The 17,252-nt window shown below is 41.3% G+C and carries 21 protein-coding genes; 14 read left to right on the top strand and 7 right to left on the bottom strand.

Annotation, left to right across the window (positions count from 1 at the left end; all coding sequences use genetic code 11):
* Positions 1-24: 24 nt before the first annotated feature.
* On the top strand, positions 25-474 hold the full coding sequence (locus ACR65F_RS01120; RefSeq protein ID WP_039044089.1) for a TlpA family protein disulfide reductase: 450 nt from the start codon (positions 25-27) through the stop codon (positions 472-474).
* Positions 475-587: 113 nt separating this feature from the next.
* The gene (locus tag ACR65F_RS01115) at positions 588-1,247 is read left to right on the top strand and encodes a potassium channel family protein (protein WP_039044090.1); all 660 of its coding nucleotides are present in this window, start codon (positions 588-590) and stop codon (positions 1,245-1,247) included.
* A 48-nt stretch (positions 1,248-1,295) separates the two neighbouring features.
* On the opposite strand, the gene rnjA is transcribed toward ACR65F_RS01115, so the two are convergent.
* The 3 genes from rnjA to def all read right to left on the bottom strand — a co-directional run bounded on the left by rnjA (position 1,296) and on the right by def (position 3,983).
* Positions 1,296-2,963 (bottom strand): ribonuclease J1, encoded by a 1,668-nt coding sequence (gene rnjA / locus ACR65F_RS01110; RefSeq protein ID WP_025785218.1) that lies wholly within the window; start codon positions 2,961-2,963, stop codon positions 1,296-1,298.
* Positions 2,964-2,968: 5 nt separating this feature from the next.
* On the bottom strand, positions 2,969-3,178 hold the full coding sequence (locus tag ACR65F_RS01105; protein WP_039044092.1) for a DNA-dependent RNA polymerase subunit epsilon: 210 nt from the start codon (positions 3,176-3,178) through the stop codon (positions 2,969-2,971).
* A 247-nt stretch (positions 3,179-3,425) separates the two neighbouring features.
* Positions 3,426-3,983, bottom strand: a complete 558-nt coding sequence (gene def, locus ACR65F_RS01100) for a peptide deformylase (protein WP_039044093.1) — start codon at positions 3,981-3,983, stop codon at positions 3,426-3,428.
* 102 nt (positions 3,984-4,085) lie between these two features.
* Here def and ACR65F_RS01095 point away from each other — a divergent pair, with 102 nt between their 5' ends.
* The 6 genes from ACR65F_RS01095 to ACR65F_RS01070 all read left to right on the top strand — a co-directional run bounded on the left by ACR65F_RS01095 (position 4,086) and on the right by ACR65F_RS01070 (position 10,230).
* Entirely contained in the window at positions 4,086-4,724 is a 639-nt protein-coding gene (locus tag ACR65F_RS01095; protein ID WP_039044094.1) for a YkyA family protein, read from the top strand.
* Positions 4,725-4,937: 213 nt separating this feature from the next.
* Positions 4,938-6,053: a pyruvate dehydrogenase (acetyl-transferring) E1 component subunit alpha gene (gene pdhA, locus ACR65F_RS01090; RefSeq protein ID WP_039044095.1), complete on the top strand. Its 1,116-nt coding sequence runs from the start codon at positions 4,938-4,940 to the stop codon at positions 6,051-6,053.
* A 3-nt stretch (positions 6,054-6,056) separates the two neighbouring features.
* Positions 6,057-7,034: an alpha-ketoacid dehydrogenase subunit beta gene (locus ACR65F_RS01085; RefSeq protein WP_039044096.1), complete on the top strand. Its 978-nt coding sequence runs from the start codon at positions 6,057-6,059 to the stop codon at positions 7,032-7,034.
* 36 nt (positions 7,035-7,070) lie between these two features.
* Positions 7,071-8,462: a dihydrolipoamide acetyltransferase family protein gene (locus ACR65F_RS01080; RefSeq protein ID WP_440502833.1), complete on the top strand. Its 1,392-nt coding sequence runs from the start codon at positions 7,071-7,073 to the stop codon at positions 8,460-8,462.
* 3 nt (positions 8,463-8,465) lie between these two features.
* On the top strand, positions 8,466-9,878 hold the full coding sequence (gene lpdA, locus ACR65F_RS01075) for a dihydrolipoyl dehydrogenase (protein WP_440502832.1): 1,413 nt from the start codon (positions 8,466-8,468) through the stop codon (positions 9,876-9,878).
* Between the two features lie 82 nt (positions 9,879-9,960).
* Positions 9,961-10,230 carry a UPF0223 family protein gene (locus ACR65F_RS01070; protein WP_125101982.1) on the top strand — a complete coding sequence of 90 codons (270 nt, stop codon included), beginning with the start codon at positions 9,961-9,963 and terminating at the stop codon, positions 10,228-10,230.
* Positions 10,231-10,413: 183 nt separating this feature from the next.
* Here ACR65F_RS01070 and ACR65F_RS01065 read toward each other — a convergent pair whose 3' ends face one another.
* Positions 10,414-11,037 carry a YktB family protein gene (locus ACR65F_RS01065; RefSeq protein ID WP_440502831.1) on the bottom strand — a complete coding sequence of 208 codons (624 nt, stop codon included), beginning with the start codon at positions 11,035-11,037 and terminating at the stop codon, positions 10,414-10,416.
* 152 nt (positions 11,038-11,189) lie between these two features.
* Here ACR65F_RS01065 and ACR65F_RS01060 point away from each other — a divergent pair, with 152 nt between their 5' ends.
* Both ACR65F_RS01060 and ACR65F_RS01055 read left to right on the top strand, forming a co-directional pair.
* Entirely contained in the window at positions 11,190-11,384 is a 195-nt protein-coding gene (locus tag ACR65F_RS01060; protein WP_039044101.1) for a YkzI domain-containing protein, read from the top strand.
* A 138-nt stretch (positions 11,385-11,522) separates the two neighbouring features.
* Positions 11,523-12,317: an inositol monophosphatase family protein gene (locus ACR65F_RS01055; protein ID WP_440503205.1), complete on the top strand. Its 795-nt coding sequence runs from the start codon at positions 11,523-11,525 to the stop codon at positions 12,315-12,317.
* A gap of 38 nt (positions 12,318-12,355) precedes the next feature.
* On the opposite strand, the gene ACR65F_RS01050 is transcribed toward ACR65F_RS01055, so the two are convergent.
* Positions 12,356-12,541 carry a YlaF family protein gene (locus tag ACR65F_RS01050; protein ID WP_039044102.1) on the bottom strand — a complete coding sequence of 62 codons (186 nt, stop codon included), beginning with the start codon at positions 12,539-12,541 and terminating at the stop codon, positions 12,356-12,358.
* Between the two features lie 100 nt (positions 12,542-12,641).
* Between ACR65F_RS01050 and typA the strand changes: the two genes are divergently transcribed.
* On the top strand, positions 12,642-14,474 hold the full coding sequence (gene typA, locus ACR65F_RS01045) for a translational GTPase TypA (RefSeq protein WP_039044103.1): 1,833 nt from the start codon (positions 12,642-12,644) through the stop codon (positions 14,472-14,474).
* A 24-nt stretch (positions 14,475-14,498) separates the two neighbouring features.
* Entirely contained in the window at positions 14,499-14,831 is a 333-nt protein-coding gene (locus tag ACR65F_RS01040; RefSeq protein WP_231567284.1) for a YlaH-like family protein, read from the top strand.
* Positions 14,832-14,848: 17 nt separating this feature from the next.
* Here the strand turns inward: ACR65F_RS01040 and ACR65F_RS01035 are convergent, their stop codons facing one another.
* Positions 14,849-15,052: a YlaI family protein gene (locus ACR65F_RS01035; RefSeq protein WP_039044104.1), complete on the bottom strand. Its 204-nt coding sequence runs from the start codon at positions 15,050-15,052 to the stop codon at positions 14,849-14,851.
* Between the two features lie 14 nt (positions 15,053-15,066).
* Positions 15,067-15,564 (bottom strand): hypothetical protein, encoded by a 498-nt coding sequence (locus ACR65F_RS01030; RefSeq protein WP_039044105.1) that lies wholly within the window; start codon positions 15,562-15,564, stop codon positions 15,067-15,069.
* Positions 15,565-15,743: 179 nt separating this feature from the next.
* Between ACR65F_RS01030 and ACR65F_RS01025 the strand changes: the two genes are divergently transcribed.
* Positions 15,744-16,025: an Fpa/YlaN family protein gene (locus ACR65F_RS01025; RefSeq protein WP_039044106.1), complete on the top strand. Its 282-nt coding sequence runs from the start codon at positions 15,744-15,746 to the stop codon at positions 16,023-16,025.
* A gap of 60 nt (positions 16,026-16,085) precedes the next feature.
* Positions 16,086-17,249 carry an FtsW/RodA/SpoVE family cell cycle protein gene (locus ACR65F_RS01020; RefSeq protein ID WP_039044107.1) on the top strand — a complete coding sequence of 388 codons (1,164 nt, stop codon included), beginning with the start codon at positions 16,086-16,088 and terminating at the stop codon, positions 17,247-17,249.
* Positions 17,250-17,252 lie beyond the last annotated feature (3 nt).

Here is a 17,252-nt window from a genome sequence, read left to right as displayed (position 1 = left end):
TTATCCAAGAGGAGGAACTAACGCATGAAATTACGTGAACAATTGCCAGAACTAGCTGGCGCAACAGCATGGTTGAACGGTGAAGTTACTAAATCTGAACTTGTAGGCGAAAAACCGACACTCATTCACTTTTGGTCAGTGAGCTGTCATATGTGTAAAGAAGCGATGCCAGACGTTAATGCATTTCGTGATAAGTACAAAGACGAATTGAATGTTGTCGCTGTCCACATGCCGCGTTCTGAGGACGATGTGGACTTGGAGAACATTAAAGCAGTTGCTGCTGAACACGACATTACACAATCGATTTATGTAGACAGCGAACTTAAATTGAACGATGCATTCGAAAATCAGTATGTTCCCGCGTATTACGTATTTGACAAAGATGGTCAACTTCGTCACTTCCAAGCTGGCGGTAGTGGCATGAAAATGCTAGAAAAGCGCGTAAATCGTGTACTTGATGAAATGAAGAAGTAAGTTTACAAACCCGACAGTCCATTAAACGGACTGTCGGGTTTTCTGGATATTTGAGAGAGTAGCGTAGCTATGGTAAACTTAACGCATTCTTACGTGAATCGGAGAGATGAGATATGAAAAAGGAATTTGTCGTCATCGGCCTTGGCCGCTTTGGTGGGAGTATCGTCAACGAATTGATCGAACTGGATGCTTCAGTTATGGCGATTGACAAATCTCAAGAGCGAGTGGATGAATTTGCTCAAATTGCGACACAAGCAGTCGCAGCGGATACTACCGATGAATCGTCTTTACGATCACTTGGAATTCGTAATTTTGAACATGTTGTCGTTGCAATTGGGGAGAATATTCAAGCCAGTATTTTAACAACGCTGATTCTAAAAGAACTTGGTGTGCAAATGATTACGGTGAAAGCACAAAATGATTATCATGAAAAAGTATTACGTAAAATTGGGGCAGACCACGTCATTCATCCTGAGCGTGATATGGGACGACGCATTGCTAATCGAATGGTATCAAACGATATTCTCGATTACTTAGAACTATCCGATGAGTATTCAATTGTGGAAATCCGTGCAAATGAAAAACTATCAGGTGCAACATTAATAGACTTGGATATCCGTGCAAAATACGGTGTCAATATTGTCGCGATTAAACGGGAAGATCACATTTTAGTTTCACCTCAAGCGATAGAAGAGATTCGATTGAACGATGTTTTAATTGTAATTGGATCAGATGTGGACATACATCGATTTGAGAAAAAAGTACTGCACTAAAAAACCGCCTTACCTGATTGGTTCATCAATCGGGTAAGGCGGTTTTTATTATACTTCTAGAATCACAGGTAGAATCATAGGTCTGCGTTTTGTCTTGTCATATAGGTAAGAGCTGAGTGAATCGATGATATCACTTTTCAGTACTCCGATATCAGCTGGTCCAGTTGACAATTTGCGGTGCATTTGACGCGTTAGCATATATTGGGCTTCATTGATCATCGCGCCAGATTCACGCATGTAAACGAATCCACGTGAAATTAGGTCTGGACCTGAAACAACGCGGTTTCGTTTCTTATCAATCGTTGCGACGACAATAACAAGACCGTCTTCGGAAAGGTTTTTACGATCGCGAAGAACGACATTTCCGATATCTCCAATCCCACTACCGTCAATGTAGATGTCACCTGATGGTACGCGCCCAGCAGGTCGTGCAGTATCCTCTGTAAGTGCGAGGACATCTCCATTAGACATGATGAAGATATTATCTGGTTCCACATCACATGCAATTGCAAGTTCTTCATGCATTTTCAGCATTCGGTATTCACCATGGATTGGCATGAAGAATTTAGGCTGAATAAGACGTAGCATCAGTTTTTGTTCTTCTTGGGAACCGTGACCCGATGTATGGATATTGTTCAGTGCACCATGAATGACTTCAGCACCAGCGCGGAACAAAGCGTTGATCGTCTTATTAACACTTAATGTATTACCTGGAATAGGTGAAGACGAGAAGATGACCGTATCACCGGGTTGAATCTGAACTTGACGGTGTGTACCGTTAGCAATTCGAGACAATGCAGCCATCGGTTCGCCTTGACTGCCTGTACATAAAATCATCACTTCGTTTGCAGGTAAGCGATTAATGCTTTGCGCATCTACAAAGAGATCTTTTGGTGCATCGATGTAGCCAAGTTCCCGGCCGATTGTTATCGCGTTATCCATGCTGCGTCCGAAGACAGCAACTTTCCGTCCGTGAATTTGTGCAGCTTCAATTACTTGTTGCAAACGGTGGATATTCGACGCAAACGTTGCGAAAATAACACGTCCGTCTACTTTTCTAAAGATATCATTCAAGCTATCCCCAACTTTACGTTCCGACATTGTAAAGTTTGGAACTTCAGCATTGGTACTATCAGAGAGAAGGCAAAGAACACCCTCGCTACCGATTTTAGCCATTTTTGCGAGGTTAGCAGGTTCTCCGACAGGGGTGAAGTCGAATTTAAAATCACCTGTGTGCACGATATTGCCTGAAGGAGTTTTTACAACGACACCATACGCATCCGGAATACTGTGTGTCGTGCGGAAGAATGATACAGCAGTTTTTCGGAATTTGAAAACATCTTCTTCACCAAACTCGATGAGCTTCGTTGAACGAACGAGACCATGTTCTTCAAGCTTGTTGCGTAATAAGCCAAGCGCCAATTTACCACCGTAAACAGGCATATTCACTTGTTTCAATAAGTATGGGATTCCTCCGATATGGTCCTCGTGACCATGGGTGATGAAGAGTCCTTTGATTTTATCGGCATTGCGTTTTAAATACGTGTAATCAGGAATGACGTAGTCAATTCCGAGTAGATCGTCTTCTGGGAATTTAATACCCGCATCAATCAAGATGATTTCATCTTGAAATTGCACGGCATATGTGTTCTTACCGATTTCACCTAGTCCGCCTAAGGCAAAAACGGCAGTTTCATTGTTTTTAATAGACTTCATGTGCATTACACCTGCTCAAGCTCGAAGTGTTCAGAAGCTTGCTCATATGCGAGGTGCTCCCCTTCAAGATGTTGAATAATTTCAATGTTATAATTACGACTTTGTAACTTTTTGCGTACATCGCGTGCGGATTCAGCTTCCACATACAATGATTGTGTGTTTTCGCGGACTGGTACTTGTACCTTGGTTTCTTGGTAGTAAACTTTAAAGATCATGTTGTGCTCTCCTTTTTCTTAACGTTCGATTTTTGGACTGATACTTTTAATAGTACCACGTCATTCATGGAAAATAAAGAAAAGCCCACCTTTATGAAGGGTGGGCATATCAACGTTATGCGATTGACTTTTTACCGAGGATGCCATTCAGCCGTTTCAACAGTTTGCGTTTCAGGCGCCTATACATGGCAATATCACTCCTTGTTAAAGAAGTATATCATATTTTGAACTTTCTGTCAAGTTTAAATTACTCTCCTTCGTAAGGGAGTGCATCTGAAATCTCTTTATAAGGAGCCTTTGGATCGATATGATCGTAAAACATTATTCCGTTCAAGTGATCAAGCTCGTGCTGGAATGCAATTGCGGGTAGACCTTTCAAGCGTTTTTTGAATTCATTTCCTTCCGCATCGAAAGCTTTTATCGTAATCCGTGAGTATCTTGGCACGTAACCTTCTACTTCGCGATCGACAGATAGACAACCTTCTCCTGTGGATAAATACGTTTTTTCTACAGAATGACTGACTATTCTTGGGTTGATCGCCACTAGACTGATATCTTTGTCTTTCTCTTGTTCAATATGCAAAGCGAACATTCTTTTGGGGTGATTCACTTGAGGTGCTGCTAGTCCGATTCCGGCACGTAGCTCATATTTTTCAGCGATGTCATCGTCTTGACTATTCATAACATATTCTAGTAAATCGGATGCTAGCTGTTTGTCTTCAGCGGTTAGAGGGAATGTTACCTCTTCAGAGCGCATCCGTAGTGTCGGATGCCCTTCTCGTATAATATCTTCCATTAAAATCATGTTGGTGTCTCCTTTTCGATATAGTGCCTCTTCTTAGTATAATGGAATTAGGAAACGTGGGAAAGGATTTACTGTTGAACTTTAAAAAGTAGGGGGATTACAGTGAGAAAATTATTAATGATCATCCCGATGAGTTTGATGCTTTTTGTTGGTGGATGCACAGAAGAGCAAGATCAAACACAAAAAGAGTTAGCGGGGATTTTAAAAGATATTCAGGAGTATGAGACTAAAGTTGTGGAGTATGAAAATCAGTTGGCAATGCTAGAGAAAAAAGAACAGATTTTGTTTAATAAAACAGTGGAATTCACTATGGAAGAAAGAGAACTCATTGAGAGTGGAGTTTCTAGAATGGAAACCTCCCTAAAAGAGAGAAAAAAACTTATAACGGAAGAACTGGGCGTAATTAATGATGCAGAGGAAGCAGCTAAACGTCTTGAATCGCTCCCAACGGAAACTAGTGACGAAGCAACAGGGGCGATTGCTAAGTTAAAAACCGCCTTATCGAAGAGGTTTGAACTTCACTATGAAATCGTGAATTTGTACAGTGAACTAACGGAAAGACAAAGCTCTCTGTATGAATTATTGATTGAGGAAAATGTAAAACGGGTAGAATTAGAAGGGGCAACAGTTGCGGTCAATAAACAACGAGAAAAACTAGAAGATGCCACTCTAGTTTTCAATCAGTCAACAATGGAAGTGAATAAGGCTTTAAAAGAAACGCAACAAGTTGAATCTGAATGATAACTTTCAGTCTATTCTATTATAATACAGAATGATGGTTGTACTAATACAGATGCGATGAGTAGATCGAAGGTTTTTGGTGACGCATACAATCTATATGCTCCATACATTGACCGTTCCTTTACCTTTCAGTATACTGAGTGTGGAAGATTGATTGTATCAATAGAATGTCGTGATTTACCTAATACAGTTAAGAGAAGGAGAGTTGCCGAAATGGCTGCAGAAAAGAACAAACAGTTCGATCCAACAGTTGTTTTACATGAGATCGAAGAAAAGTTTGAAATGTTCCAGATCCTAAATGAGGACGGAAAGATTGTAAATAAAGAATCAGACCCTAACCTGTCGGATGAAGAATTAACAAAACTAATGGAGCGCATGGTGTATACGCGTATTCTCGATCAGCGCTCGATTGCACTGAATCGTCAAGGACGCCTTGGCTTTTACGCACCAACAGCAGGTCAAGAGGCATCTCAGCTTGCGTCTCACTTTGCTTTAGAAAAAGATGATTTCATATTACCGGGGTACCGTGATGTTCCTCAACTGATTTTCCACGGCTTGCCGTTACATATGGCGTTCCTTTGGTCTCGTGGGCATTTCTTAGGAAGTGAAATTCCTGAAGGACTTAATATTTTCCCACCACAAATTATTATTGGTGCACAATACGTCCAAGCGGCGGGAGTGGCACTTGGTTTCCAGAAGCGCGGCACTAAATCTGTTGTGATGACTTACACAGGTGATGGTGGTACATCACAAGGTGATTTCTACGAAGGTCTCAACTTCGCAGGCGCGTTCCGTTCACCTGCTATTTTCGTTGTGCAAAATAACCAATTTGCAATTTCAACACCACGTGAAGTTCAGACAGCAGCGAAAACCCTTGCGCAAAAAGGTATTGCAGCGGGAATTCCAAGTATTCTTGTAGACGGAATGGATCCACTTGCGGTTTATGCAGCTACGAAAGACGCACGAGAACGCGCAGTGAATGGAGAAGGTCCTACTTTGATAGAAACGATGTGTTACCGATACGGTCCACATACAATGGCAGGCGATGATCCAACTCGTTACCGTACTTCTGATATTGATAACGAATGGGAAAAGCGTGATCCAATCGTTCGTTTCCGTACGTACTTGGAAGGGAAGAAACTATGGAACGAAGAAAAAGAAAATGAAGTGATTGAACGTGCCAAACAAGAAATAAAGGACGCGATCAAACAAGCGGACCAAGCACCAAAGCAAAAGGTAACTGATTTCCTTAAAATTATGTATGCAGGCGATATGCCATACAATCTACAAGAACAGTTTGACATCTACACGGAAAAGGAGTCGAAATAACCGATGGCACAATTGACGATGATCCAAGCAATTACCGATGCAATGCGCACGGAATTGAAAAATGATGAAAACGTGCTCGTGTTTGGTGAGGACGTCGGTAAAAACGGCGGGGTTTTCCGAGCAACCGAAGGTCTTCAAAAAGAATTCGGAGAAGAACGAGTATTTGACACACCACTTGCAGAATCAGGTATTGGTGGTCTTGCAATTGGTCTTGCATTGACAGGCTATCGCCCTGTAATGGAACTGCAATTTTTCGGTTTCCTATTTGAAGTAATGGACTCAGTAAGCGGACAAGCTGCACGTATGTCTTTCCGTAGTGCAGGTAAATTAAACGCACCAATTACTATCCGCTCACCATTTGGCGGGGGAGTGGCTACACCAGAAATGCACGCTGACAGTCTTGAGGGACTTGTTGCCGCTCAGCCTGGGTTGAAAGTAGTTATCCCATCAACACCATATGACGCAAAAGGTTTACTAATCTCTGCAATCAAAGATGAGAACCCTGTCATTTTCTTAGAGCATATGAAACTGTATCGCTCGTTCCGTCAAGAAGTACCTGAAGAAGAATACACAATTCCTTTAGGCAAAGCAGACGTGAAGCGTGAGGGAACTGATTTGTCCATCATCACTTACGGTGCAATGGTACAAGAAAGCCTAAAAGCAGCGGAAGCACTTGAAAAAGATGGTCACTCCGTTGAAGTTATCGACTTGCGTACAATTCAGCCATTAGACGTTGAGACGATTATTGCATCTGTTGAAAAGACAAACCGTGCAATTGTTGTGCAAGAGGCTCAGCGCCAAGCCGGAATTGCTGCAAATGTCGTTTCTGAAATTATGGAACGTGCAGTCTTAAGTCTTGAGGCACCAGTACTTCGCGTAACTGCACCGGATACAATTTATCCATTTGCACAAGGTGAAAACACTTGGCTTCCAAAAGCAGATGACATTGTTGCAACAGCGAAAAAAGTACTTGAATTTTAATAGCCAGTCTATTGGACTGAGGAGAGGGTGGATCACGTGGCATATCACTTCCGTTTACCAGATATCGGAGAAGGAATTCATGAAGGTGAAATCGTAAAGTGGTTCGTATCTAAAGGCGACACCATTAACGAGGATGATACACTTCTTGAAGTACAAAACGACAAATCTGTCGTGGAAATCCCTTCACCTGTGTCAGGAACTATAGAAGAAATACTTGTAAGTGAAGGAACAGTAGCAATTGTGGGAGATAAATTGATTCGAATTGACTCTCCAGATCACGAAGATGAGGAAGAAGAGGTAGAAGAGGCAGAAGAGGCGCCTGCGGAAGAAAAACAGGAAGCTAAATCAGAATCTCAAGTTCAAGCTACTGCGGAAAAAGGACAACCTATTGATAAAAAAGAAGCACCCAAAGATGAAACAGGTGCTGCAACAGATGCAACGCCTGAGTCACCAGGAGAAGCAACAAGTCAAGAAGTTGACCCGAACCGTCGTGTCATCGCAATGCCTTCAGTTCGTAAATTCGCTCGTGAAGAAGGCGTGGATATTCGACAAGTTGTAGGTTCAGGAAAGAATGGTCGGGTCGTCAAAGATGATATCGAATCATTCAAAGCAGGTGGTAACAAATCTGCTGAAGCTCAAGCTCAAACTCAAGAAGATAGTGTTCAAGCTGGTGGTCAGGATGAACAACAAGCTCAATCTAAAGCAGTTACAGTTCCTGAAGGAGACTTCCCAGAGACACGCGAGAAGCTATCACCTATCCGTAAGATGATTGCGAAGGCGATGGTTAACTCTAAGCATACTGCTCCACACGTAACACTTCTAGACGAGGTAGATGTAACTGAATTGGTTGCACACCGCAAGAAGTTCAAAGAAATCGCGGCTGAACAAGATATTAAACTGACGTACTTGCCATATGTCGTGAAAGCGCTCGTTTCAACATTACGTAAATTCCCGGAATTGAATACGTCGTTAGACGATGCGACTGAAGAATTGATACAGAAGCATTACTTCAATATCGGAATTGCAGCGGATACAGATCGTGGTCTTTTGGTGCCAGTCATTAAGCATGCTGATCGTAAATCGATGTTTGCGATTTCAAAAGAAATTGCTGATCTTGGTGGTAAAGCCCGTGATGGGAAACTTGCTGCTTCAGAAATGAAGGGTGCTTCCTGCTCAATTACAAACATTGGTTCTGCAGGTGGTCAGTGGTTCACACCAATTATTAATCATCCGGAAGTTGCAATACTAGGAATTGGTCGTATTTCAGAAAAACCAGTGGTTAAAAATGGTGAAATCGTTGCTGCACCTATGTTAGCATTGTCATTAGTGTTTGATCATCGAGTAATCGATGGAGCAACGGGGCAACAAGCGTTGAATCACCTTAAACACTTGCTAGGAAATCCAGAACTTTTATTAATGGAGGCGTAAACCATGGTAGTAGGAGATTTTCCAATTGAAACAGATACGCTCGTAGTCGGTTCAGGTCCTGGAGGATATGTAGCGGCAATCCGTGCTGCACAACTCGGACAAAAAGTAACGATTGTAGAAAGAAATACGATCGGTGGTGTTTGTCTGAACGTAGGTTGTATTCCATCTAAAGCTATGATTTCTGTCGGACATCGTTTTGTAAGTGCACAAAATGCTGACGATATGGGGATTACTGCTTCAGACGTAAAGCTCGATTTTTCTAAAGCAATGGCATTCAAAGAAAGCGTTGTTAAGAAGCTTACAGGAGGTGTTGAAGGACTCCTTAAAGGGAACAAAGTCGAGATCGTCAAAGGTGAAGCATACTTTGTTGATGCCAATACAGCACGAGTGATGGATGACGCATCCGCTCAAACTTATAAGTTTAAAAATGTTATTCTTGCAACAGGTGCTCGTCCTGTAGAGATTCCTAACTTCAAATTCTCTAAACGTGTTATCAATTCCACAGGTGCTCTTGAATTGAAAGAGCTTCCTAAAAAGTTAGTGGTCATTGGTGGAGGATATATCGGCACTGAGCTTGGTTCTGCTTATGCAAATCTTGGTTCTGAAGTAACGATTATCGAAGGAGCAGATGATATTCTTACTGGCTTCGAGAAACAAATGACACAACTTGTGAAAAAAGGATTGAAGAAAAAAGGCGTTGAGGTTGTTGTGAAAGCAACAGCTAAAGGTGCTGAAGAAACAGATTCTGGCGTGAAAGTTACGTATGAAGTAAAAGGTGAAGAAAAAACCGTTGAAGCTGATTATGTACTTGTAACTGTTGGACGCCGTCCGAATACTGATGAAATGGGACTTGAAGAACTCGGCTTGAAATTTGAAGAGCGCGGAATTCTAAGTGTCGACAAACAATGTCGTACAAGCATCCCGAATATTTACGCGATCGGGGATATCGTTCCTGGTTTACAGCTTGCACATAAAGCATCTTACGAAGGTAAGATTGCTGCAGAAGCCATTGCTGGTGAAAAATCAGAAGTGGATTACTTGGCAATTCCTGCAGTATGCTTTACAGATCCAGAACTTGCAACAGTCGGTCTTAACGAGAAGCAAGCTAAGGATGAAGGCTATGAAGTGGCAGTAGGCAAATTCCCATTCGGTGCGAATGGTCGTGCGCTTGCTCTAAATGCACCAGATGGCTTTGTGAAGCTTGTTGCTCGTAAGGAAGATGGATTGTTACTAGGAGCTCAGATTGCTGGAGAAAATGCTTCTGACATGATTGCTGAAATGGCTGTTGCTATTGAAAGCGGAATGACGTTAGAAGATGTTTCTATGACAATTCACGCGCATCCAACATTGGGTGAAATCTCAATGGAAGCTGCTGAAGTAGCGCTTGGTAAACCGATTCATATTCTATCTAAATAAAATGTGGGGAATCCTATCTGGCATCCGTCGGATAGGTTTTTTCCTTTGTGTGTAAACTAATGAGGGATAGGAGGAGAAATAGATGGAATATAGTTATCCACTACGTGCAGATTGGTCCACAGAAGAAATTATGATTGTGACTGAGTTTTTCACTTGCATCGAAAAAGCTTATGAACAAGGAATTGGTCGTGAAAAATTACTTGGTTCATATAATTCATTTAAAAAGGTGGTTCCTTCAATGGCGGAAGAAAAAACGCTGTTCAAGGAGTTTAAGGAAGCTAGTAGTTATGAATGCTACAAAGTAGTGAAGCGAGCAAAAGAAGGCGGTAATGGAGATATTATTAAAGGATAATCTGTTGGGGATAAGTATCAAAGACTTTCCTTTAAGCGCAAGTCATTCCCTATAAGTTTGGTCCACTGACTTCAATTAGATGTACTGTTGTTGAGTGTATTTTCAGTCAGTAAGATATAAAAACGATTCGAGAGGTTTGCGTAAGTGGCAAACAACGAATCGTTTTTTAGGTTAACCGTCTTTTTATCCAATTACTCGATCATACACAGGTAAAAGTTGTTCAAACGTTTCTTCTGCGTACGATAAAAATTCTTGTTCAGTCATCGCAACCGCTTGTTTACGGTCAAGATGACGCCCGACAAGGAACTCGGCTTTCTTCACATCGTGTAGACGCTCAAGTAGTTCTACTACTCGCTCTTTACCGGATTCTTGAATCAATTGCGCTCCTGGCTTCATGTGATCTCCAGAGACGACATAATCCTTAGGGAGTGATGTCAAAATAGACAAATCGTTCTGAAGACGGTCAGAAATTCCTTTTTTATCGGGATTTTCGTAAATTATCGCAAGTACGATGAATAAATGTGAGCCCCAAAGACCAATCTGAAAGTGAGGAAGCGCTTTATATCCTCTTTTCGCAGGAGCAAACGCAACCCAGCTGTCTGATGGTGGATTTACTGTGCGTCTTGCATGCCTTGCTACGTGGGGATAGAACTCACCTTTACCATGAGCGGACAACAAAGGTGTGAATAGATCTCCTAATTTATTGAATTTAGGCTGGATTCGTTCTTGAAGTGCTATCATGCGTTCATCCAATCCTTCTACTTCGAAAACAGAAAAATCATTTTCCGTCCAAAATGTTTTTGTCAATTTTGTGACCCCTCTCTTTTTTCTACGTTTATAGGGAAGTACTTTGGGGAATAATTGAAGGCAAGAGGACAAACATCCAGCTGTCCAACCGATTCCCGCATATCTTATGGTAACAGGAAATTGCACATACTTTCAAAAAAGGGGTGTTTTCGATGAAACAAGTCGTCCATGTTATTCGTAAAGCCGATGTTGAAAAAGAATTTCTTAAAGTATTGAACCTAGAGTTGGACTATGAGTTAGCGACTCTTCATGATGCGCTAAATGAAGAGGACTTCAAGCAAATTGCAAAAAGCAAAAAGAGGTTGACTGAAATTCATACTGAATTGGAGAAGTTGAATGGTTTTTAATGTAATGACTATCTGTGACTGTTAAGAAAGGCTATTGGACATTGTTCTCTTCAGGGAGATCCATGCACAGGAGCCTTTTTTGTTTTGGCTCCGTATAGCTATGCTATACTTGGTGGAGAAGAACTGGAGGGGTTTGAGATGAACTGGGGAGCCATGGACCGTTACGCGAAATCATTGATTAAAGAAGCTGGTCATCATATAAAGCGTTCATTTTTCACGGAAATTGAAATTAGCTCGAAGTCATCAGCGAACGATCTAGTTACGAATATCGACCGTGAGATTGAACAATTTTTCATTACTAGGATCCGTCGTGATTTCCCGGATCATCGAATTATGGGGGAAGAAGGATTCGGGGATGATATCCAGTCATTGGATGGTGTCATTTGGTTTTTAGACCCGATTGATGGGACGATGAATTTTGTCCATCAAAAACGAAATTTCGCCATTTCTTTAGGCATTTATATAGATGGTATAGGAATGCTTGGCTATGTTTACGATGTCACGGCAGATGATTTGTATTCTGCTATGAAGGACGAAGGGGCTTTCCTTAATGATATTCGGTTACCGCAATTGACGGATACGACCATAGAAGAAGCAATTATTGGCGTGAATGCAAGTTGGATTGCCCCGAATCGATATGTCGATAATGAGCCAATGATTGAACTTGTCAAAACTTGTAGAGGGACACGCTCATATGGATCTGCAGCTCTTGAATTGACACATGTGGCTACTGGTAGGGTTGATGTGTACATGTCAATGAGACTGTCACCGTGGGATGTAGCCGGTGGGATGATCATTGCGAGAGAAGTTGGTGCAATATCCTCTACGTTGCAAGGGGAGCAATCAGGATTGCTTCAGCAAGAGACATTCATCGTTTCAAATGCGAGTATCCACTCACAACTACTAAAGGATTTCATCATATTAAAAAAGTGAAGAATCATTAGGTCACCTAACGATTCTTCACTCATCTATTAAAGAAGTCCTTGTTCACGAAACTTCTTTTTTGTTTTAAATCCATTTCCCATGATCAAAACGAGAGAAATGATGGCAGCTATTGCTAACAAATAACTTTTTACGCCAACCGCAATCCCTATCATAAACATGGATAGAATGGCTCCTAGAGCGTATAAAACGAACACCCATTTGACATTTTTCAAAAAAATGCGCCTCCTGATAAAGTAAACCTTTTTTTCTCGAAGTATCTTGTGCTATAATAACACAGTTAATCAACTGAATAAAGACAGATGGAGTGAAATAATGACAAACACACGAAATGATCTTAGAAATATAGCTATTATCGCCCACGTTGACCATGGTAAAACAACACTAGTCGACCAGTTATTGAAGCAATCCGGTATTTTCCGTTCAAATGAGCAAGTTGAAGAACGCGCAATGGACTCAAACGAAATTGAGCGCGAGCGTGGAATTACAATTCTTGCGAAGAACACTGCGATCGAATATAAAGACACGAAAATCAATATCTTGGACACACCAGGACACGCTGACTTCGGTGGAGAAGTTGAACGTATTCTTAAAATGGTTGACGGCGTAGTTCTAGTTGTTGATGCATTTGAAGGATGTATGCCACAAACACGTTTCGTATTGAAAAAAGCTCTTGAAATCAACTTGAAGCCAATTGTTGTCGTAAATAAAATTGACCGCGATTTTGCTCGTCCTGAAGAAGTGGTTGATGAAGTACTTGAACTCTTCATCGAATTAGATGCAAATGATGAACAGCTTGAATTCCCAGTAGTATTTGCTTCAGGATTTAATGGTACTGCAAGCCTTTCACCAGATCCTGCTGACCAAGAAGAGACACTTGAAGTACTTTATGATGCAATTTTGGATAAAATCCCTGCACCAATCGACAATCGTGAAGAGCCGCTACAATTCCAGGTATCTCTTTTAGATTACAGTGACTATGTTGGCCGTATTGGTATCGGACGCGTATTCCGCGGTACGATGAAAGTTGGACAACAAGTTAGTGTTATGAAACGTGACGGGGCTGTTAAAAACTTCCGCGTTACAAAAATGTATGGTTTCTTAGGTTTGAAACGTATTGAAATTGAAGAGGCATATGCTGGTGACTTGATCGCGATTTCTGGTATGGATGACATTGACGTAGGTGAAACAGTTTGCCCTACTGACCATCAAGAAGCGCTGCCATTGTTGCACGTAGATGAGCCTACATTGCAAATGAAGTTCCTCGTGAACAACAGTCCATTCGCTGGTCGTGAGGGTAAATGGGTTACTTCAAGAAAAATCGAAGAGCGTCTAGAGCAACAATTGCAAACAGACGTATCGTTACGTGTAGACCCTACGGAAACTCCTGATGCATGGATGGTTTCTGGCCGTGGTGAACTTCACTTGTCAATTTTGATTGAAAACATGAGACGTGAAGGATTTGAACTTCAAGTTTCAAAACCTGAAGTTATTGTTAAAACAATTGATGGTAAACGTTGTGAGCCAGTTGAAAATGTTCAAATTGACGTTCCTGAAGAATATACAGGCGCAGTAATCGAATCCATGGGTGAACGTAAAGGCGAAATGCTTGATATGGTCAACAATGGAAACGGACAAGTTCGTATGACGTTCTTAGTACCTGCCCGTGGATTGATTGGATATTCTACAGACTTCTTAACGTTGACTCGTGGATATGGAATCATCAACCACTCGTTCGATTCTTATAAGCCAATGACATCTGAAAAAGTCGGCGGACGTCGCAATGGTGTTCTGGTTTCTATGGAGAATGGTAAAGTAACTGCTTATAGTGTTATGCAACTTGAAGACCGCGGTATTATGTTTGTTGAAGCAGGTACGGATATCTATGCAGGTATGGTTGTTGGGGAGAACACGCGTGAAAGTGATATCACAATTAACTTAACACGTATTAAACACGCAACCAACGTACGTTCTGCTACAAAAGATCAGACAGTTTCAACTAAGAAGCCTAAGATTATGACTCTTGAAGAAGCTCTTCAATATGCGAGTGAAGATGAGTACTGTGAAGTAACACCAGTGTCGATTCGTATTCGCAAGAAGATTCTTGATAAAAACGAACGTGAAAAATCACAGAAAAAGAGCAAATAAGCAGTTATGAAAGGAATGTGTTGAATGAAGGTAGAGGATTCAGAGCTCGTAGCCACTAAGATGTCCGGTATCGCGAAGTTGATTTACGAAATGATGCCGAATTTCGATGCCGCGGGTTACGTACTGTTCGCCCTCGTGTTTTTACTGGCGGCGTTAGTGTACAAACTAGGGTTTGCTAGAAAAATCAAGCCATTGCAAAATCTTGTCATTTATACGTTTTTGTTTATCGGCTGCCTCGTGCTGACGTTCTTAGCATTTTTCCTTCCGATTGTGGAAGGGCTAATTGTAGCCGCGCTGATTCTGATTATTTATAGAGTCCGCAGATTAAATGAACATCAAAAAGATCCAGTCGCATAATGCGGCTGGATCTTTTTTTAAAATTCATTTTCAGCTGGATGGGAACTTCGGCGGAAAGTGAATTTCCCTGTTGCTATCCGCAATTTCGTCAACTCACCAATACGATCTCTGCAAGGTTCACACATATACGTATGAATGGGTCGATTGCGTAATTTCTTTGCGAGTGGATCTTCGTCGCTTAGTTTACCGATTTCATCACACATTACACATTTAACACGCATCGTTGCACCCCTCTTTAGCTAATGCGAATTGCCGTAACATTACGGATTGGATTCTTTCGAGTTGAGCCATCTTTTAGCAAGACATGAATCGGACCATCTTCTTTCAGCGGTTTACCTTCCAGACTGAACTGGAATAGCAGGTTCGCTGCATCTTCGATGGGGAAACTATGCTCTCCATCAGCTGTTTCAAAAGTGATCGTTGTTGCATCTTCTGCTGGAATTGCATTTTTCAAGAATGGCTCAAAAATGATTCCAAACGTACCTGTTAACATTTTTTGTTTCTCATATTTCTTTTCGGATTTCAATGTTGGAGGATAGGTAGCACCTTCCATGATTTCACGGGACCAATGCTTCCCCATTCGTTCTTTATAGTCTTCCATTTCATCGAACTCTTCAACCTCAGTAGTGAAGTAAGTTTCTAAATCGAGTCTTCTGTCATCGAAAATCCAGACAGTTGGATCTAGCGTAATCGTATGCTGCACATTCCCTTTAATCGGTACAATTGTTTCCACAATAAATCCTCCCAGCTCATTCGTTTCTGTATTACAGTATACCGCTATTTGTTCTCAATCGGAAGTTATCTGGCTATAAGTAGTTAGAACACTACGGGAAATACTTGCAATTTCAGCTTTCTACAGCTACAATTTACTCTATAGCAGCTTGCTGAAATAAGAGTAATGGGGGCGTCCTCATGGATATAGAAGTACAGGAAACCTATCAGGAAAAAGCCATAATGCAGCTGCAGGCGGATGCAGACAAAATCGCTCAGCTCATTAAAGTGCAGATGGATCATTTGACGATGCCGCAATGTCCTTTATATGAGGAAGTATTGGATACACAAATGTATGGGCTGTCCCGTGAAATTGACTTTGCTGTAAAGCTTGGTCTTATTGAGCGAGAGCGTGGAAAGAACATACTTTCTGTTTTAGAGAAGGAAATGAACATCTTACATGAACTTAGCATAAAAAAATAAACAAAAGACTCAAACTAACCTAAAGTTTGAGTTTTTTATTTACAGATACGAGGGGTTTTCTTGAAAAAATATGCAAAGCGGCTATTTCGCCATTTTGATTTTCCATTATTTTTTACATATTTAGTACTTTGTCTTTTTGGACTTGTCATGATTTACAGTTCCAGTATGGTATGGGCTGTGAATCGATATGGCTGGGAGCCTGATAAGTTTTTTAACCAGCAGCTTATTAGTGTGATTATCGCAATTCTGGCATTTTTCTTTACGGCTTTTCTACCATACAAACTATACCGTAAAAAGTATTTTATGGTAGTGACTGTTGCTGTCATGCTAGTGTTGCTGTTTCTCGTTCATTTCATAGGATTTGGTGGAGAAGTAGGATCTCAAAGTTGGATTAATCTACCGATAGGGAGTTTGCAGCCTTCTGAACTTGCAAAGATTGTGATGATCATATATTTTGCGGGTGTGTTTGCAAACAAGTACGAGGCTGGAACAATCAACAGTATTAATACAGCAATAGTACCACCGGTCATTATATTAGGCTTCGCTGTTGCGTCCGTTATGATGGAAACTGATATCGGGGCAACCTTTATCATTATTGCAACTTCCATATGCGTGATGGCGACAAGTGGTATCAACGTCAAGACATTTTGGAAGTTGAGTTTGTTTGTTGCTGGAATCCTGGTACTTGTAGGAATCATTTTATTTTTCTCTTGGGATTCTGTCATGACAGGAAGTCGTATGGGCCGTTTTACAGCCTATCGCGATCCATTCCAATATATCCAAGGTTCTGGACTCCAAATTGTAAATGGTTATATTGCCATCGGTGCAGGAGGTCTATTTGGACTTGGACTAGGAAACTCAGTTCAAAAAATGGGTTATTTGCCAGAACCGCATACTGATTTCATCATGGCGATTATCGCTGAAGAACTCGGTATCTTCGGAACGATCCTTGTAATCGGAGGATTAGGATTTTTAGTAGTGCGTGCTTTTTGGATTGCGTTAGCTACTAAAGATCCCCATGCTAGAATGCTTGCTTCAGGTGTTGGTGCCCTCATTGGTATTCAAACGTTCATCAATCTCGGTGGGGTGACAGGGCTCATTCCATTGACGGGTGTCACGCTTCCCTTTATTAGTTATGGCGGAACTTCGATTATTCTGTTATCTTTAGCTTTAGGAATATTGATGAATGTTTCAATGTTCACTAGATATGAGAAAAATAAATAGAAA

The sequence above is a fragment of the Sporosarcina sp. SAFN-010 genome (assembly GCF_059415065.1).
The sequence above is the reverse complement of the archived record's forward strand: the minus strand, read 5'-3'. Positions and strand labels throughout refer to the sequence as shown.

Excerpts from the sequence above, each read along its gene's own strand:
- ACR65F_RS01120 (WP_039044089.1), top strand. The coding sequence starts at position 25 with ATGAAATTACGTGAACAATTGCCAGAACTAGCTGGCGCAACAGCATGG.
- ACR65F_RS01115 (WP_039044090.1), top strand. The coding sequence starts at position 588 with ATGAAAAAGGAATTTGTCGTCATCGGCCTTGGCCGCTTTGGTGGGAGT.
- rnjA (WP_025785218.1), bottom strand. The coding sequence starts at position 2,963 with ATGAAGTCTATTAAAAACAATGAAACTGCCGTTTTTGCCTTAGGCGGA.
- ACR65F_RS01105 (WP_039044092.1), bottom strand. The coding sequence starts at position 3,178 with ATGATCTTTAAAGTTTACTACCAAGAAACCAAGGTACAAGTACCAGTC.
- def (WP_039044093.1), bottom strand. The coding sequence starts at position 3,983 with ATGATTTTAATGGAAGATATTATACGAGAAGGGCATCCGACACTACGG.
- pdhA (WP_039044095.1), top strand. The coding sequence starts at position 4,938 with ATGGCTGCAGAAAAGAACAAACAGTTCGATCCAACAGTTGTTTTACAT.
- ACR65F_RS01085 (WP_039044096.1), top strand. The coding sequence starts at position 6,057 with ATGGCACAATTGACGATGATCCAAGCAATTACCGATGCAATGCGCACG.
- lpdA (WP_440502832.1), top strand. The coding sequence starts at position 8,466 with ATGGTAGTAGGAGATTTTCCAATTGAAACAGATACGCTCGTAGTCGGT.
- ACR65F_RS01070 (WP_125101982.1), top strand. The coding sequence starts at position 9,961 with ATGGAATATAGTTATCCACTACGTGCAGATTGGTCCACAGAAGAAATT.
- ACR65F_RS01060 (WP_039044101.1), top strand. The coding sequence starts at position 11,190 with ATGAAACAAGTCGTCCATGTTATTCGTAAAGCCGATGTTGAAAAAGAA.
- ACR65F_RS01055 (WP_440503205.1), top strand. The coding sequence starts at position 11,523 with ATGAACTGGGGAGCCATGGACCGTTACGCGAAATCATTGATTAAAGAA.
- typA (WP_039044103.1), top strand. The coding sequence starts at position 12,642 with ATGACAAACACACGAAATGATCTTAGAAATATAGCTATTATCGCCCAC.
- ACR65F_RS01040 (WP_231567284.1), top strand. The coding sequence starts at position 14,499 with ATGAAGGTAGAGGATTCAGAGCTCGTAGCCACTAAGATGTCCGGTATC.
- ACR65F_RS01035 (WP_039044104.1), bottom strand. The coding sequence starts at position 15,052 with ATGCGTGTTAAATGTGTAATGTGTGATGAAATCGGTAAACTAAGCGAC.
- ACR65F_RS01025 (WP_039044106.1), top strand. The coding sequence starts at position 15,744 with ATGGATATAGAAGTACAGGAAACCTATCAGGAAAAAGCCATAATGCAG.